Raw genomic sequence first — 16,538 nt, forward strand, 5'->3', positions numbered from 1 at the left:
CTATAATGAACGGGTCTGGCAGAGTCGATTTTCTTACAGTCCGGTTTCCGGAACGATGCAGGGTTGACCGACTGCCTGGACCTTATCCCGAATGCCCGGACCGTCACATCCAGCCTGTTCATATGGCGATGTGGCGCCTCGAAACGGGAAAGGCGGCGCGGACTGACATTGTTGCGGCATTACGGGCAATGATGATGAATATTCATCTTGCCCCGCCAGCACCTTGGGGCAGCCACACGCCAACCCGGCCACAACAGCTTTCCCCATTCGCTGCTGTCATCGTCCTGTCAGACGTGCCCCGCCACAGAATACGAACTGCCTGTCGTGCCGTGCGATTGCGATCAGCGTCTGGTTCATCCGCTCGGCAAGCCGGAAAGCCCGCTCTGTAGGAGCCGACACAGCAACCACGGTCATCATGCCCGCACGCACTGTCTTGAGCGCCATTTCATACGAATAGCGACTGGTCAGCAGACAGATTCCATCCTCAGAAAGAGAACCACCGCACATGCGGGCGCCGATCAGCTTGTCAAGTGCATTATGGCGGCCGATATCCTCCCGGATCAGAAGGATCTCCCCCTCCCTGCTCGCCCAGGCGGCTCCGTGGACCATGTGTGTCGCAGCGTTCAGTTCCTGCCAGCGATCGAGGTCATGCAGCGCCCGGCGGATCGCCGCCGAAGTAATTGTCGTGGTGAGCGGAAAAGGTGACTGCCCGGTCATATCCACGGACGGCACATCGTCGCCGCCACAGATGCCGCAGCCCGAATGCCCGGTCTGGGCGCGGGGTCTGCGCCGCAACAGCTCTGAAAGGCAGTCACCCGAAACCGAGACATCAAGCATCGGACCGTCCTCGCCATCCGACACCACGACCGACTTTATCTGTTCAGGTCTCTCGATAATGCGTTCCGTCAGGCAGTAGCCAAATACGAAATCTGTCAGATGATCCGGCGTCAGCATCATCACGCCGTATGGAAAAATTCCGTTGAAGACGAGTTTGACCGGCACCTCATCGGCAATATTCAGGGCGACCTCTTCCGCAGGGCGATCGAGGCTCGTTACTTTCCTTGTATGAAACAAGGGGGTCATGGGCCGCGCTTCCCCACGATATCGGATGGGCACTGCCGGCCTGTTACGTCCACACCCTGATGACCCGAAACCCGACGCCTGGCCTCCTCGATGATGTGATGGCAGCCCCTGAAGACGGCATCACGATGGGGAGCGGCGACACCGTTCCAGACGGCGAGATCATCGACAGGCAGATGCCCGGTCCTGTGGATCGTGCAGGTTGCCGTAATGTCGCACTGCGCTAGAGCCTTGTTGAGAATGGCCTGTCGTTCGGATGTGGCCAATGGGGCGAACGCCTCATACTCGATAGCGGAAACGAGCCTGCCGTCGTTCGTCTGCCGCACCCACCCCTCGGACGTACAGAAGCCAACCGCTCCGGGATTCAGAAGCATTTCCTGAAGGGTGCCACTATCGGCGGACGTGTGGGCAAGCATGAAGTGGGTCATCCGCCGCTCACCGGCGCGATGAACACAGCATGGTCGCCCTCTTTGAGACGCCGGTTCCAGGGACGGAATGCCGCGTTCACGGCCACACGGATCTGGCCAGCCGGAAGCGCAAAACCGTATGCCGCGCAAAGTTCCTCATGAAGCGCCGCCGCCGTGCTGACGGACGTCGCCCTCGTTTCGACGCGACGACCGGGCTGCTCGCCCGGTTGCGCGAAATATGCGAGTTCTATTCTTGGCATGTCTGGTCCTGACCGCCCGCAAGCCTGAGTTCAGCCTGCCGCCGTTCCTCGGGCGTATTGATATTGTCGAGCGCGCCGGGTGTGCATGCAGGCAAAAGCGCCATGACGCCATTGATGAGCGCCTGACGCGGTGCGACTCTGCCTGACGCCACCTGACGAGATAACATCTCCAGAGCTTCGGGCTCCCAGATGGTGCAGAAGGGTTCGGGCAGCCCGTCATGTTCACTTCGGAACGCGACGGCCGTGCATCCCTCCCGTCGGGCCGCAATCAACGCATCGAGCGTAGCGTCATCCAGAAACGGCAGGTCACATGCCAGCGCCAGCCACGCGACATCAGGATATTCCTCATGAGCGGCGAGCAGACCCGCAGCAGGTCCGATTGCCTGAGACCTGTCGGCAATTCCCGGATAAATGCTTCTCACAACGTCAGTTTTCTGATCTTTCCGCAAGGACACGAAACAGCGGCTAACCCGCGGCGCAAGCAGGCTGAACGCACGATCAAGCTGTGGACGCCCTTCATAGACAAGCGCCGCCTTGTCCTGCCCCATGCGACTGCTGACACCGCCAGCAAGAACCAGTCCGTAGAGCGGCTTCATGGTAATGCGGTCACAGAAAATGCATCGCCGAAATCGCGTTTTCCCCGCGCATGCCGACAAGACATATCTCGCGGATCACCTTCTCATGGATCAGGACAGGCCTTGCTCCGCTCATCGCATCACCCTCCGATATAGTGCATTTCAATTTTCTCCCCAGCCCTATTCCCATGCGGCGCTTCAGCCCGGGAGCGCCGCTCCTGACGTTCCTCGCTGTATCGGTCGGTACGACGATGCCAGATACCTGCCAGCGCCTGCCGAAGCGGTTCATCATCGCCTCCATGACCGGCATCACGCAGGGTTGCCCGCAGGTCCGTGCCTTTGGTGGCGAAAAGACAGGTGAAAAGCTGACCATCCGAAGAAAGTCGTGCTCGCGAGCAACTTCCGCAAAACGGCGCGCTGACCGAGGAGATGAACCCGATCTCCCCGCCCCCATCGACATAGCGGTAACGGGCAGCGACTTCACCACGATAGGCGGGTGACACCGCATAAAGAGGCCAGAGCGCTTCGATCCGCGTCATCATCTCGCGCGAGGTTACGACGTCAGCGCGGTCCCAGCCGTTACGGCTGCCGACATCCATATATTCTATCAGGCGTACGATCACGTCCGTATGCCGGAAGTGTGCGAGGAGATCGGGCACCCCCACATCGTTGACGTCACGCTGGACAACCGTGTTGATCTTCACCCCACGGGGAAAACCGACTGCACGCGCTGCCTCGATACCATCCAGCACGGTTTGCAGATCGCCGCGTCCGCCACTCATATGGGCGAACACAGCCGGGTCCAGACTATCGAGGCTCACGCTCACACGATGCAGACCTGCCGCATGCAGTGCGGATGCCTGACGCGCCAGCAACATTCCGTTGGTCGTAAGCGCGATATCCTCGATCCCCGGAATGCTCGCGAGCCGCTCCACCAGTTCCGGCAGGTTCGGACGAAGCAGCGGCTCTCCACCGGTCAGACGCAGCTTGGTCACGCCCAGTTCCGCCGCCAGCCGTGCCAACCGTTCGATTTCATCAAAACTCAGCCGCTCATCAGACTTCAGAAAACTGAAACCTTCATGATAGATGGAATCCGGCATGCAATAGGGGCAGCGAAAGTTGCACCGATCCATCACGGAAATGCGCAAATCCTTAAGTGGCCGATGCAGCCGGTCTTCTGCAGGTCCGATGTGTGGCGAGAATTCCGAATTCATGATCTGGGATCTTCGTTTTCCACTCGCGACACCCTCCGGCGATGGAGGATGAGGCACTGAATGGGACACGTTCAGCCGACAATCCGGATCGGCGCAGCCGAGGCGATACTCGGCACCACTTTGACCGGAATGGCCTTGGCTGCTGGCGTGCCGCTGATCTCGTCATAAAAATCAAGCGGCAGGAGAGGATTGAGTTCCGGGTAATATCCCGCAACCGCGCCACGCGGCATGGGATAATCGAGAATGGTCAGCCCGTCGACATACCGGCGACGCCCGTCCCCGCTATAGGTTTCCAGACCGATGACCGCGCCATTTTCCAGTCCCCGATCCTCACGATCCTCCTTGTTCATGAAAATAACGAGGCGGTTATTATACACGCCGCGATACCGGTCACTGTTGCTGTAGATCGTGGTGTTGTACTGGTCGTGCGAACGGATAGTCGCCAGACGCAGCATCGCGGGATCCTCGATGACATCGTTGACCTCAAGTCCCGACATGACGATGAAGTTCGCCTTGCCGTTCGGTGTTTTCCAGACACGCCGACGCGGGGGAATATCAAGATGAAAACCATGAGGATCTTTCATCTTCTCTGAAAATCCCTCGTAGATCTCGGGATAGACATCCGCGATCCTGTCACGGATCGGCGTATAATCCTCGATGTAATCCGCCCATGGCGTCTTCGAGTGCGGCAGGGTCGCCATGGCCATCCGGCAAATGATCTCCGTTTCCGGTCGCACATCCGGGCTGACCGGTTCAAACACGCCACGTGAAGGTGTGACGTTCGCCATCGCGTCCTCGATGGTGACGAACTGCTCACCTTTGGACGTGCGGATGATCTCGGCACGGGACACCACCGGCAGGATCAGCGCCTCCTTGCCGTGGACCAGATGGCCTCGATTGAGCTTGGTCGTGACGTTGACCGTCAGGTTCAGTCGCGCCATCGCGGCATAGGAACGCTCGGTATCCGGGATTGCGCGGACGAAATTGCCGCCCATGCCAAAAAAGACCTTCGCGGTCCCCGCTTCCATGGCTGCGACTGCTTCAACGACATGATGCCCGTGCTCACGCGGCGGCTCAAAACCGAAGACGTCCCGCACGCGATCGAGATAGGCCTGCGTGGGTTTCTCGTCGATTCCGACCGTACGGTCGCCCTGCACGTTGGAATGTCCGCGGATCGGAGCGATACCTGCGCCCTTTTTACCGAAATTCCCTTTCAGAAGCAGCAGATTCGCCACCTGCTGGACAAGATGGGAGCCCTCCTGATGCTGGGTCAGTCCCATCCCGTAGCAGATGATCGTCGCGTTTGATTTTGCGTAAATTCCGGCAATCCGACGGATCTGTTCTTCAGAAACTCCGGATATGCGGGTGATATCCGCCCAGGAAACCGACATCACATCCGCACGCAGAGCCTCCAGCCCTGCCGTATGTTCCGCAATGAACTCCTGATCCAGAACTTTCTCGCCGCGCTCTTCAGCTTCGAACAGCGCACGCATCATGCCTTTGAAAATGGACAGATCGCCGCCGATGCGCACATGAACGAATTCGCTGGAAATCGCGGTTGAACCGAACGTCCCCATCTGCAGGATGTCCTGCGGCTCGGTAAAGCGGATCAGCGCACGTTCGGGCATCGGATTGATCAGCACGATCGGGATGCCGCGTTTGCGCGCCTCCACGAGGTTCGTCATCATGCGCGGGGAATTGGTGCCCGTATTCTGCCCGATAACGAAGATTGCCTCGGCATGCTCGAAATCGGCCATGACGATCGTGCCTTTACCGATGCCAATGGCTGGCGGCAGTCCTCGCGACGTCGGCTCATGGCACATGTTCGAACAGTCGGGGAAATTGTTGGTCCCGAATTCACGCACGAAGATGGAATAGAGAAACGCCGTTTCATTGGCCGTTCTGCCGGATGTGTAGAACTCCGCCTGATGCGGGCTTTCGAGCGCCTGAAGGTGCCTGCCGATCAGGGCGAACGCATCGTCCCATGCAATCGGCACATATTTATCCGTCGCTTCATCGTAGCGCATCGGCTCGGTCAGACGCCCCTGCATCTCCAGCCAGTAGTCGCTACGCTCCATCAGTTCCGTGACGGTATGCTGAGCGAAGAACTCCCGCGTAACGCGCGCCTTGGTCACCTCATGCGCCAGCGCCTTGGCGCCGTTCTCGCAGAATTCGAGCGTCTTGCGATGGTCAGGATCAGGGAAGGCGCAGCTCGGGCACTTGAAGCCGCCCGGCTGGTTCATCGCCAGCAGACCGCGCGATCCCTTGACCAGGACGCTCTGCTCCATGAGCACTTTCGCGGTTGCTCCCGTGGCGCCCCAGCCGCCCGCAGGATGATGATAGGGCTTGAATTCGGATTTTTTCTCTTTGCTCATGATATCAACCCACTTCCTGAAGGATGCCGAATTCTTTTAATGCTGGCACGAAGTTTTCGTTTTCATGCCTGGATCGCGCAAGCTTGATCAGCGCAAACCGCTCGATCGGCGATAAGGCGGCCCATTGCTCCGGCGTGGGAGCGGGAACGCCATCCGCCTTCGCCTGCGCTGACACCGCCTCAGGCATCTGATCGTCCTCGCGCCAGTCTTCAAACGTCAGAGGGGGCAGAAAACGGGCAGGCTCATCAGCCCGCGCGGCAATCAGATCCAGAACAAGGGCGCGGTAGAGATCCTGTTCCTCACGGGTATCGCAGAGCGCTTCCACCAGCCTGCCCCGCTCCTCACGCGACAGACGGCTCCACTGACGGAGCGTCATCTTGATTCCGACGATATCGAGCTTTTGCCGCGTGATCATGGGAATACAACGCAGGGAACCTGCGAAATCGCGCTCGAATTCGAAAATCATGGAATTTTCAGACATTACGCCTGCTTTTTCGGCCATCAGGAGCGATTCATTTTTCATTTGGGCACCGGAAGATCCAGAAGATAAAGCATGAAAGCTGCGACAAGGAATACGGCGGTACTGACAATCCAGATAGCGGCAAGCCAGCCCAACCGGACAGTCAGATGACGGGGCACCTGCGACCCGTCACCTCTTACAACTTCAATGATAGCCATTGGCTTCGGACACTTTTCTGCGAAACACGGAAGAGGAGTAAATTGTGCAGGCCAGAGTGATCGATAGAAGAATGACGGTTCCGACAAGCTGAAAGAACTGACTGGTGACTCGCAAAATTCTTTACACTGTTCATTTCAGGGCGACTGTAAGGTTATTCAGAGCTACCAGTCCAAGACCTTCTCTTTATGATGTTATACGTGCAGGTTATAAAAATAACTATATCTTGAGAAATATAGTTATCTTGGAATGAGGTCGGATTACAGAAAAAGGACTATTCAATAGTCGTGACACGAGTTGTTCACTAGCATATCAGGTGATTTTCTCTGTCTTAAAGAATCTTTGTTCCGACCACGAAGGCGATGTCGACTGCACCGCTTCCGGCGGCCGTCCTTTCGGAACCGCGCGGCATCGTTATGGCGCAGGCAATTCCCCTGCATGATTTTCCCACTCCTTTCGGAGGTGAAAAATGTTCATCGCGGTCTGCGCCACTGCTCCGAAAGTCTTATGGCTGAACGCATTTTCACCAACTGTCGCTGATCAAGTCAATGGATGCATGACGATCGACGGCACGATTGCCCATGTGCATCAGCGCAGCGCAGCGCAGCGCCGGAGCCTGCAACAAGGAGGATCTGGTCAAGTATATAGCGCGGCCCTGTGGAGATTGACATAACACCTGATAAGCATGCTGGCACAATCTCTTTCAGGAAGACAGTCTTAACCAGAACGCCTTCCTTATTGCCATTCGACTCCCTTCAATCGTCATCCTGCTTAAATGACGGCAAGCCGAGGAGAAGACCCGGGCCTACGGCTTGCTTATCAAACGCGGATCAGACGTCCAGGTTGGCGACTTTGAGAGCATTGCCGACGATGAAGTCACGACGCGGCTCGACCACATCACCCATCAACGTCGAGAACACCGCACCCGCCTCTTCCGTATCCTCGACACGAACCTGAAGAAGGGTGCGTGTCGCCGGGTCAAGCGTGGTGTCCCAAAGCTGCTCGTCATTCATCTCGCCGAGACCTTTGAAGCGGTTGATCGCCAGTCCCTTGCGTCCCTGCGCCAACAGACGGGCAAAGGCTTCCGCTGGTCCGGCGACGGTCACCTGCGTGCCGGCATCAAGCCTGAGATGAATCCCGTTGGAATAATCCCGCACAAACCGTTCCAGATTGGCGGCGAGCCAACGGGCGTCGTTGCCGGCCAGCGTGGAGGCTTCCACGCGATAGGTCTCGCCGATCCCGCGCACGCTCCGTCCCATTTCCAGCCCTGAGTCGTTGAGGGAGACTTTCCAGCTCCGCTCGGACTCACGGGAAGCCGCATCCAGACGCTTCTGCAATTCAGGAACCTGCGCCTGAGCCGCATCACGGTCTGCGTTGAAGATCCCGGCAATAGCAGCCTGTTCAACGATCCAGAGAGGAATACGTGACGACAGGCGTCCGATCACACGGGACGCATCCCGCATGAAGCTGATTTCCGCAAGCAGATCATCACCTTCGAGAACGCGACCAGATCCCAGGGTCAGGGCGGCATTCCCCAGCGCCTTGTCGAGAAGATACTGCTCAAGAGCGGCATCATCCTTGAGGTAGCGCTCTTCATTGCCACGCTTCGCACGGTAAAGCGGCGGCTGGGCAATGTAGAGATAGCCCTTCTCGATCAGTTCCGGCATCTGACGGAAGAAGAAGGTCAGCAGCAGCGTACGGATATGCGACCCGTCCACGTCAGCGTCGGTCATGATGACGATGCGATGGTAGCGCAGCTTGCTGATGTCGAAGCCACCCTGATCCGCCTCGCCGCGTCCGATACCGGTACCGAGCGCCGTAATCAGCGTGCCGATCTCCGCGGAACCGAGCATGCGGTCAAAGCGTGCGCGCTCGACATTCAGGATCTTGCCCTTGAGCGGCAGAATGGCCTGGAAACGGCGGTCACGTCCCTGCTTGGCCGTGCCACCAGCGGAGTCACCCTCGACGATGAAGACTTCGGCCTTGGAGGCGTCGCGTTCCTGACAGTCAGCCAGCTTTCCCGGCAGCGAGGAAATATCCAGCACGCCTTTGCGACGGGTCAGTTCGCGGGCGCGCCGGGCCGCTTCACGCGCGGAGGCAGCGTCGAGCACCTTGGCCACGACCAGCTTCGCCTCTTTAGGATGCGTCTCGAACCAGTGGCCGATCATGTCGGCAGCCGCCGTATGCACGACGGGCTGAACCTCGGATGAAACCAGCTTGTCCTTGGTCTGGGAAGAGAACTTCGGATCAGGCACCTTGACCGACAGCACGGCGGTCAGACCTTCGCGCATATCCTCACCCACCAGCGAAGCCGCGTCTTTCTTTGCAATGCTTTCCGCATATTTGCCGACGATACGTGTCAGAGCCTGACGGAAACCGGCCAGATGCGAACCACCATCCCGCTGGGGAATGTTGTTCGTGAAGCACAGCATCGTCTCATGGTAGCTGTCGTTCCAGGTCAGGGCGAACTCGACCTTGATACCGTTGTCCGGGTTTTCAAGACTGCCCGAAATAGGAGGCGCAATGATCGGCGTACGGGCGCGGTCAAGCCATTCGGCGAACGCGACCAGACCGCCATCGTAATGGAAAACCTCTTCCCTGAACGGCTCGGCGCGCTCATCACGCAGGGTGATTTTCAGTCCGGAATTCAGAAACGCCAGTTCACGAAGACGACGCTCCAGAACGGAGAATTCAAAAACTGTCTTGGTGAATGTCGCCGCACTCGGCTGGAATGTGACCTGTGTGCCGCGCTCCTCATCCGAGGGACCGACAACCGTGAGAGGTTCGACACGCTCGCCATGGGCGAAGCGGATCATATGTTCTGTCCCCTGCCGCCAGATGCGCACTTCCATCCATTCGGACAGGGCGTTCACCACAGCGGCGCCGACGCCATGCAGACCACCGGAAACCTTGTAGGAATTCTGGTTGAATTTGCCGCCGGCATGAAGCTTGGTCAGAACGACTTCCGCCGCGCTGATCCCTTCTTCCTCATGCATGTCGGTCGGGATTCCACGACCATTATCCCGGACTGTCACGCTGCCATCGGCATTCAGCGTCAGTTCGCAATGCGTGGCGAACCCGGCCTGCGCTTCATCGACGGCGTTATCGATGATTTCAAAGGCCATGTGATGGAGGCCAGATCCGTCATCCGTATCGCCGATATACATACCCGGACGTTTGCGTACTGCGTCCAGTCCCTTGAGCACCGAAATGGAGGACGCGCCGTAGTCGTCATCTTCGGCGGGGGAAACAGAACTGGAAGTTTCGGTCATAACGGGGTGGGTACTCCGGTCATTCGCATAGGATACAACAGAGCCTGTTTATAGCCGCTTCTCTCGGTCACGACCAGCATGTGCGGCGGATATGCACACCATCATCTGCGGTTTTTCAGCCTTTTCCCGACGTATTTTTCAGTCACTGTCCATCGGGATGATCTGGCCGTCATGCAAGGTGACAAAACTGGCCCTTTCAGCCAGCGGCCCGAAGGGAGAACGGTCTGTTCCGGTCAGCAGAACCGGTGTCTGAAAATCGAGTAAAGTCGCCAGCAAAGCCTCTCTTCGCCGCTGGTCCAGATGAACAAGCGGCTCATCAAGCAGAAGCATCGGCGCTGTGCCGGCCCCCTCTCCCATCAGGCGGGCATGCGCCAGAATGAGACCGATCAACAGCGCCTTCTGCTGCCCCGTGCTGGCTTCCGCCGCCTGCCGTCCGGTTTCAAGATCCTGAAGCGTGAAGTCAGTCCGATGCGCCCCGATCATCGCATGGCCCCGTTGCCGGTCCGCCGACCGCCCTCCCCGCAGAACCCCTTTCAACCAGTCCTCGACCGAAAGGGCCGGTTCACTATCCAGCCGATCCGCGACGGGGCAAAGCAATGACAGGCGAGCAGAGGGAAAAACCCCCTGCGGATCAGCGCCCATGGCGTTCAGGCGCGCCACCATTTCCCGCCTTGCCGCCACGACAGCAACACCATGACGCGCCATGGCGTCCTCGATCCCCGAAAGCCAGACATCATCTGTCCGTCCTTCGGACAGAAAACGGTTCCGTTGCGCCGTCGCCCGCTCGCAGGCGGCCAGTTCAGAGGCGTGGTGCGGGACCATCGCCACAACAAGACGGTCCAGAAAACGGCGGCGTCCGCTTGCGCTTTCGCCAAACAGCCTGTCCATCTGCGGCGTGAGCCAGACAGCGGACAGATTGGCGGCGGCAACATCCCGCACACGCGTCTGCACGCCATCGAGCAGGAATTTGCGCGCACCGGACTGACCGGCTTCCATGCCGGTTGAAACCTCGAAATCGCCGGCACTGTCAGAAAAACGGGCCGTCACGCCCCACCCTGTCGGAATGGGTTCGCCAGAGGCTTCCCTCAAAGGGAGATCGGCGTTTCTGGCGCCTCGAAGGCCGCGTCCGGGAACCAGCAGGGACAACGCTTCAAGCAGATTGGTCTTGCCACTGCCATTGTCGCCGGTAATCACTACCGGCGAGCGCTCGGGCTTCCACACAAATCTTCGATAATTCCGGAAACCGGCCAGAACAAGACGATCAAGTGACGTCATGGCTGCAACCGGTCAGAAAGAATGGCCCGGATCAGACCCGCATGGGCATCAGGACGTACAGCGCCGAAGGGCTGTCCACGTCGCGCACGATGGTCGGAGCCGAGCTGTCGGCAAAGACGAACTCCACATCCTTGCTCACCTGATCGGTGATGTCGTTCAGGTAGCGGGCCTGAAACCCGATCTCCATATCATCGCCGTCATAGGTGACGCGTGTGTCGTCAAGCTCTTCCTTCGCCGTCCCCTGGTCGGCGCTTGTGGCGGAGAGGATGAGCAGGTCACGCGACAGCATCAGCTTCACCGGACGGGAGCGCTCCTGACTGATGGCGGCGACACGACCGACCGCGTCGGAGAAATCCTTCTTGCCGACACGCAGGGTACGGTTGTTACCGGACGGGATGACCCGCTGATATTCCGGGAACGTACCGTCGATCAGCTTGGATGTCAGGGTGATGGGCCCCACGCTAAACTGAATACGGGTGTCAGAGACGGAAACGTCCACCTCTTCCGGCGCTTCATCAAGCAGCTTGCGGATTTCACCGATGGTCTTGCGGGGAATGATCACGCCCGGCATGCCGGAAGCCCCGGTCGGAACCTCAGTCTCAACACGCGCCAGACGATGGCCATCAGTCGCCACGGCGCGCAGCAGGCCGCCCGTCTCACCCTCTGCGACGTGCATATAAATGCCGTTCAGATAATAGCGGGTTTCTTCTGTGGAAATAGCGAAACGGGAGCGGTCGATCAGGGATTTGAGCACGCCACTGTTCAGCTTGAACTGATGCGGCAGGTCACCGGCGACCATGGAGGGGAAATCATCGACCGGCAGGGCGTTCATCCGTGTCGCATAATGACCGGCACGGAGATCGAGCTGCGCCTCTCCGCCGGGGTGGCTCAGTTCAACCTGAACACCATCCGGGAGCTTACGGACGATTTCATAGAGCACCGCCGCCGGCGCCGTGACCGCACCGGATGTGTGGATCTCGGCAGGCACTTCCTCAACGACCGCAATTTCCATATCGGTCGCTGTCAGACTGAGGCGACCGTTATTCGCATCAATCAGCACATTGGCGAGGATGGGAATTGTGTTCCGCTTCTCGGCAACGCTCTGAATATGTGCGAGAGCCTTGAGCAGCGTTGCGCGATCGGCTGTAAACTTCATCGACACCAGTTCCCCTGTCCTGCGGACATTGTTTCCGCGTTCCGACCCTGATCAAACTGATCGGAAATCAAGGCAGGCAATCTAGCAGGGGAGATGTCCCGGGCAAAGTGTCAGACCCGGGTTTTCTTTGTGAAACAGCGTGTTTTCTGCGGTCAGCTCTCAAGCATCCGCCGCAGAAGCTCGACGTCCTCGGCGAACGCCGTATCCCGTTCCATCAGTTCCTGCACACGGGAGACGGCGTGCATGACCGTCGTATGGTCACGGTTGCCGAATTTACGTCCGATTTCAGGCAGGGAACGACTGGTCAGCTGCTTGGCCAGATACATGGCGACCTGCCGTGGGCGCGCAACGGCACGGGCGCGACGAGCCGAAGACATGTCGGTCAGACGGATATTCCAGTGCTCGGACACCTTGCGCTGGATTTCCTCGATCGTCACCCGACGGTCATGGGCCTTGAGGATATCGTGCAGAACGTCCTGCGTGGATTCCAGCGTGATCGGACGCCCGAACAGGTTGGCGTGAGCGATCAGACGATTCAGCGCGCCTTCAAGCTCGCGCACGTTGGTCGTGATCTTATGCGCCAGGAATTCCAGCACCTTGCCCGGCACAACCACGCCGGACGCGGCAGCCTTCGCCTCCAGAATGGAGATACGCAGTTCGAAGGTCGTCGCGTGAATGTCCGCGACCATGCCGCAGCCGAGCCGTGTCCGCAGACGATCTTCCAGACCGGACAGATCGGACGGTGACTTGTCAGCGGAAACGATGATCTGCCGTCCCGCATCGACCAGAGCATTGAACGTATGGAAGAACTCTTCCTGCGTGTTGTCCTTGCCGATCAGGAACTGAAGATCATCGATCATCAGCACGTCAACCGAGCGCAGATGGTCCTTGAACTCGACAGTGGACTGGGAGCGGATGGCGGCGATGAAGCGGTACATGAATTTCTCGGCGGACATATACGCCACCGAGATACCTCCGCGACGCGACAGTTCCGCGCCGATTGAGTGCATGAGATGCGTCTTGCCGAGTCCGACACCGCCGTACAGAAACAGCGGGTTGAACCCCACGCTTGACGGTTTTTCAGCCACACGGCGCGCGCAGGCATAGGCGAATTCATTGGGTTTTCCGACGATGAACGTATCAAACGTGAAACGCTGATCGAGCGGAGCAATCAGATCGGCCCTCGTGTCGGAAACACGGTCAGCCGGAGCGGACGCCGGAGAGGACCGTCCCGGCGGCGCGGCATGCACTGCTTCAGGAGGAGCAGAGGGCGTGTCAGCACCGCCATTCACTGGCCCAGCGGATGGGCTGACAGCATCGCTGGCCCGCATGACCTGAAGCTCGACACGGCGGATGGCAGGAATTTCCTGATTCCACAGCGCGCTCAACCGATCACCATACTGGCTGCGGACCCAGTCGCGCAGAAAGCGTGTGGGAAGCATGAGAGTGACTTCGTCACCATCAACAGGCCCAAGGACGATCTGCTGAAGCCAGGTCCGGTATTCAACGTCACCGACCTCGGCTCTCATGCGGTCGGAAATTCTGTCCCATGCTTCTGTGAGCAGGCCTGACATACCACCTGAAGCAGACTGCAATCCGGCACCTTCATCTGAACTCAACGGCATTTCGGAGGATGGGGTTACCGGCATTGTTTCTGCACACTCACTTCCCCGGATCATTGCTGGATCAGAGCAGCCCGGCAAAGGCTCTCCAGCAACTTCGGCGATCAATCACAAAGACACACCCGCATCACGGGCAAAGCATACCTTCGGGGCAAATTCCCGAGGTTCATTTTTGACAAAAACTGCCGGATAACAACGATAGATTAAATTCGTAAACCGCCTCCCGGTTTCCGGGAAAAGACGTATATTCACGACTGCAACAAGGTTTCAAGACTAGGCAAACGCGCCTGCGAAAGCAACGCATTTATGCCTGCAAACCTGTATGCAAAATCATCCTCCACCCTGAAATCATCTCTCATCCGGCAGCAGGGATACTCCCTGAATACAGAGCAAAAATAAGCCGGATTCCTTTTGCGGGAATCCGGCTTATTTCTCAGTCATCTCAGATGCTGAAGAATAGCCGGCTGTTTCGGAAAAACAGCCGGCGCAGTTCTTCAGACTGTCGCGATGGCCTTGATACGGGCAGACAGACGGGAAATCTTGCGAGCCACAAGGTTGTGATGCACCACACCTTTTGTTGCAGCGCGCTGGATCTCAGGCTGGGCGACCTTCAGGGCTGCGTTCGCCTCTTCCTTGTTACCGCTTGCAATGGCTGTCTCGACCTTCTTCAGGAAGGTCCGCATGCGGGACATGCGAGCTGTGTTGCGGGCAGTGCGGCGCTCCGTCTGACGGATGCGCTTACGGGCAGATGCGATGTTCGCCATTGTATATGTCTGATCCAGCAAGTCGATTTGGTTATGCGCGCTCCGCCCGAAAGCGGTTGCGCCGAATTAGGTGCGGTTCTCTAAGCTACCAGATGGCCGCGCGTCAAGCAGAGTTCTTGCTTTTCCGCGATATTCTGCCCTCCCCGTTCCGCATATCCATCTTGGCCGGAGACGGATTATCCACAGCAGGCTGCTGTTGTGGACAGAAAAACGTGGACCGCCCGGCCTGTGTGATCTGAACCACCCCTGAACACCCTGACTGTCCCTTGCAGTCCGGGCAGGGCTGCCCTGCCCGCCCGTAAACACGCCAGGCATGCTGGAAATATCCAAGCTCCCCATCGGGCTGCACATAGTCCCGAAGACTGGAGCCACCGGCATCGATCGCTTCCTGCAGAACCGCCCGAATAGCGACGACAAGCCGTTTCAGCGCAGGACGCCCAAGCAGACCTGCGGGCGTTTCCGGGTGGATACGCGCACGGAACAGGGCCTCGCACACATAGATATTACCCAGCCCGGCCACGATACGCTGATCAAGCAGCATCACCTTCACCGGGCTGCGTCGGCTGGCGAAAGCTCTCATCAAGGTATCGACTGTGAAAACGGGATCGAACGGCTCCGGTCCCATGGCCGCGACCAGAGGGTGACGATCCTCCGCTTCCGTCTCGACAAGATCGAGCGCCCCAAAGCGCCGGGGATCGACCAGACCGAAACGCTGTCCACCTTCCGTGGTGAAGGCGACGTGCTCGTGACGGAGCTTGCCTTCCCCCACTTCCAGTGTTGTGTCGGCGTCTTCCAGCATCACCCGTCCGGACATGCCCAGATGCAGCAGAACCGACTGGCCGCCGGAGACACGGATGAAAATATATTTCCCACGCCGCCGAAAGCTCTCGATCGTCCGGCCTTTAAGCGCCTGCCCGAGACCGGGCGGCAGAGGCCAGCGGAGGTCAGGGCGACGCACGACGATGGCGTGGATACGTTCGCCAAGAAGGCGTCCCATCATTCCACGCATGACGGTTTCTACTTCGGGGAGTTCTGGCATGACGCTAAACACGCTATAGAGTGCAGCCATGACCGACAATGCCCCTCATGATCTCCACACCGCGCCCCATTCCACCGGGACTACGGGCGACGATACCGCCGATTTCGGCTTCCGCGCTGTGCCCAGGGAAGAGAAGAAACCTCTCGTCCGGGCAGTCTTCGACAGCGTGGCGAGTCGCTATGATGTGATGAACGACCTCATGTCGCTGGGGATTCATCGAGTCTGGAAACGGATTTTCAACGCCGAGCTTGCCCCGCAGCCCGGCCTGAAGCTGCTCGACCTCGCAGGCGGCACCGGCGACGTGACGTTCGGCTGGCTGGCTGGCGGCGGTGGCCCGGCCATCATGACGGATATCAACGCCAACATGCTGTCGGTTGGCCGTGACCGCGCCATCTCGCGTGGTTATGTGTCGGACCTGTCCTTCTGCGTGGTGGACGCGGAACAGATTCCGCTTCCCGACCGCTGCATGGATCGCGTGACCATCTCTTTCGGTCTGCGCAACTGCACCGACAAACTGGCCGTTCTGAAGGAGGCCCGCCGCGTCCTGAAGCCGGGCGGTCGTTTCCTCTGCCTTGAATTTTCCCGGGTGCAGGTCGCCGCTCTGGCGCCGCTCTACGATGCCTGGTCGTTCAAGGTTCTCCCCACGATGGGCTCGCTCATCGCCAAAGATCGCGACAGCTACCAGTATCTGGCCGAGAGCATCCGCATGTTCCCCGATCAGGAAACGCTGGCCGACATGTTCCGGGAGGCCGGATTCTCCCATGTCCGTTACCAGTCACTGTCCGGTGGCATCGCCGCGATCCACTCCGGCTGGAGGCTCTGA

At 58.8% G+C, this 16,538-nt stretch carries 15 protein-coding genes; 1 reads left to right on the top strand and 14 read right to left on the bottom strand.

All coding sequences use genetic code 11. From position 1 onward, the window contains the following. Positions 1-276: 276 nt before the first annotated feature. The 14 genes from fdhD to mutM form a co-directional block, all read right to left on the bottom strand. The gene (gene fdhD, locus A0U92_RS09635) at positions 277-1,083 is read right to left on the bottom strand and encodes a formate dehydrogenase accessory sulfurtransferase FdhD (RefSeq protein WP_077813031.1); all 807 of its coding nucleotides are present in this window, start codon (positions 1,081-1,083) and stop codon (positions 277-279) included. After that, a complete protein-coding gene (locus tag A0U92_RS09640; RefSeq protein ID WP_077813032.1) occupies positions 1,080-1,508 on the bottom strand; it encodes a molybdenum cofactor biosynthesis protein MoaE in 429 nt (142 codons plus the stop codon). The genes fdhD and A0U92_RS09640 overlap by 4 nt, the downstream gene beginning before the upstream one ends. Next, complete coding sequence (locus A0U92_RS09645) at positions 1,505-1,747, bottom strand: MoaD/ThiS family protein (protein WP_077813033.1); 243 nt, start codon at positions 1,745-1,747, stop codon at positions 1,505-1,507. Before A0U92_RS09645 ends, A0U92_RS09640 begins: the two co-directional genes overlap by 4 nt. Next, entirely contained in the window at positions 1,735-2,343 is a 609-nt protein-coding gene (locus A0U92_RS09650) for an NTP transferase domain-containing protein (protein WP_077813034.1), read from the bottom strand. Before A0U92_RS09650 ends, A0U92_RS09645 begins: the two co-directional genes overlap by 13 nt. Positions 2,344-2,462: 119 nt before the next feature. After that, positions 2,463-3,536: a GTP 3',8-cyclase MoaA gene (moaA, locus tag A0U92_RS09655; protein WP_077813035.1), complete on the bottom strand. Its 1,074-nt coding sequence runs from the start codon at positions 3,534-3,536 to the stop codon at positions 2,463-2,465. Positions 3,537-3,607: 71 nt separating this feature from the next. After that, entirely contained in the window at positions 3,608-5,911 is a 2,304-nt protein-coding gene (locus A0U92_RS09660; protein WP_077813036.1) for an FdhF/YdeP family oxidoreductase, read from the bottom strand. A 4-nt stretch (positions 5,912-5,915) separates the two neighbouring features. Further along, positions 5,916-6,377 (bottom strand): nitrate reductase associated protein, encoded by a 462-nt coding sequence (locus A0U92_RS09665; RefSeq protein WP_187668937.1) that lies wholly within the window; start codon positions 6,375-6,377, stop codon positions 5,916-5,918. Positions 6,378-6,430: 53 nt separating this feature from the next. Then, positions 6,431-6,589: a DUF2474 domain-containing protein gene (locus tag A0U92_RS17320; protein ID WP_149026439.1), complete on the bottom strand. Its 159-nt coding sequence runs from the start codon at positions 6,587-6,589 to the stop codon at positions 6,431-6,433. A gap of 828 nt (positions 6,590-7,417) precedes the next feature. Continuing rightward, positions 7,418-9,859: a DNA topoisomerase (ATP-hydrolyzing) subunit B gene (gene gyrB, locus A0U92_RS09670; RefSeq protein WP_077813038.1), complete on the bottom strand. Its 2,442-nt coding sequence runs from the start codon at positions 9,857-9,859 to the stop codon at positions 7,418-7,420. A gap of 138 nt (positions 9,860-9,997) precedes the next feature. Then, positions 9,998-11,134: a DNA replication/repair protein RecF gene (gene recF, locus A0U92_RS09675; RefSeq protein ID WP_077813039.1), complete on the bottom strand. Its 1,137-nt coding sequence runs from the start codon at positions 11,132-11,134 to the stop codon at positions 9,998-10,000. A 31-nt stretch (positions 11,135-11,165) separates the two neighbouring features. Continuing rightward, positions 11,166-12,290 (bottom strand): DNA polymerase III subunit beta, encoded by a 1,125-nt coding sequence (dnaN, locus tag A0U92_RS09680; RefSeq protein ID WP_077813040.1) that lies wholly within the window; start codon positions 12,288-12,290, stop codon positions 11,166-11,168. Between the two features lie 152 nt (positions 12,291-12,442). Next, on the bottom strand, positions 12,443-13,864 hold the full coding sequence (dnaA, locus tag A0U92_RS09685) for a chromosomal replication initiator protein DnaA (protein ID WP_077813041.1): 1,422 nt from the start codon (positions 13,862-13,864) through the stop codon (positions 12,443-12,445). Positions 13,865-14,406: 542 nt separating this feature from the next. Continuing rightward, positions 14,407-14,676, bottom strand: coding sequence for a 30S ribosomal protein S20 (gene rpsT / locus A0U92_RS09690; protein WP_077813042.1), 270 nt, complete (start codon positions 14,674-14,676; stop codon positions 14,407-14,409). Between the two features lie 103 nt (positions 14,677-14,779). Beyond that, on the bottom strand, positions 14,780-15,715 hold the full coding sequence (gene mutM / locus A0U92_RS09695; RefSeq protein WP_077814362.1) for a bifunctional DNA-formamidopyrimidine glycosylase/DNA-(apurinic or apyrimidinic site) lyase: 936 nt from the start codon (positions 15,713-15,715) through the stop codon (positions 14,780-14,782). Between the two features lie 28 nt (positions 15,716-15,743). Here mutM and A0U92_RS09700 point away from each other — a divergent pair, with 28 nt between their 5' ends. Further along, positions 15,744-16,538 carry a class I SAM-dependent methyltransferase gene (locus A0U92_RS09700; protein WP_077813043.1) on the top strand — a complete coding sequence of 265 codons (795 nt, stop codon included), beginning with the start codon at positions 15,744-15,746 and terminating at the stop codon, positions 16,536-16,538.

Origin of the sequence: Acetobacter aceti (assembly GCF_002005445.1) — a bacterium.
Taxonomy (GTDB): Bacteria; Pseudomonadota; Alphaproteobacteria; order Acetobacterales; family Acetobacteraceae; genus Acetobacter; species Acetobacter aceti_B.

Bases quoted from the DNA above. Each gene is read 5' to 3' on its own strand.
- fdhD (WP_077813031.1), bottom strand. From the start codon at position 1,083: ATGACCCCCTTGTTTCATACAAGGAAAGTAACGAGCCTCGATCGCCCT.
- A0U92_RS09640 (WP_077813032.1), bottom strand. From the start codon at position 1,508: ATGACCCACTTCATGCTTGCCCACACGTCCGCCGATAGTGGCACCCTT.
- A0U92_RS09645 (WP_077813033.1), bottom strand. From the start codon at position 1,747: ATGCCAAGAATAGAACTCGCATATTTCGCGCAACCGGGCGAGCAGCCC.
- A0U92_RS09650 (WP_077813034.1), bottom strand. From the start codon at position 2,343: ATGAAGCCGCTCTACGGACTGGTTCTTGCTGGCGGTGTCAGCAGTCGC.
- moaA (WP_077813035.1), bottom strand. From the start codon at position 3,536: ATGAATTCGGAATTCTCGCCACACATCGGACCTGCAGAAGACCGGCTG.
- A0U92_RS09660 (WP_077813036.1), bottom strand. From the start codon at position 5,911: ATGAGCAAAGAGAAAAAATCCGAATTCAAGCCCTATCATCATCCTGCG.
- A0U92_RS09665 (WP_187668937.1), bottom strand. From the start codon at position 6,377: ATGATTTTCGAATTCGAGCGCGATTTCGCAGGTTCCCTGCGTTGTATT.
- A0U92_RS17320 (WP_149026439.1), bottom strand. From the start codon at position 6,589: ATGGCTATCATTGAAGTTGTAAGAGGTGACGGGTCGCAGGTGCCCCGT.
- gyrB (WP_077813038.1), bottom strand. From the start codon at position 9,859: ATGACCGAAACTTCCAGTTCTGTTTCCCCCGCCGAAGATGACGACTAC.
- recF (WP_077813039.1), bottom strand. From the start codon at position 11,134: ATGACGTCACTTGATCGTCTTGTTCTGGCCGGTTTCCGGAATTATCGA.
- dnaN (WP_077813040.1), bottom strand. From the start codon at position 12,290: ATGAAGTTTACAGCCGATCGCGCAACGCTGCTCAAGGCTCTCGCACAT.
- dnaA (WP_077813041.1), bottom strand. From the start codon at position 13,864: ATGTCAGGCCTGCTCACAGAAGCATGGGACAGAATTTCCGACCGCATG.
- rpsT (WP_077813042.1), bottom strand. From the start codon at position 14,676: ATGGCGAACATCGCATCTGCCCGTAAGCGCATCCGTCAGACGGAGCGC.
- mutM (WP_077814362.1), bottom strand. From the start codon at position 15,715: ATGCCAGAACTCCCCGAAGTAGAAACCGTCATGCGTGGAATGATGGGA.
- A0U92_RS09700 (WP_077813043.1), top strand. From the start codon at position 15,744: ATGACCGACAATGCCCCTCATGATCTCCACACCGCGCCCCATTCCACC.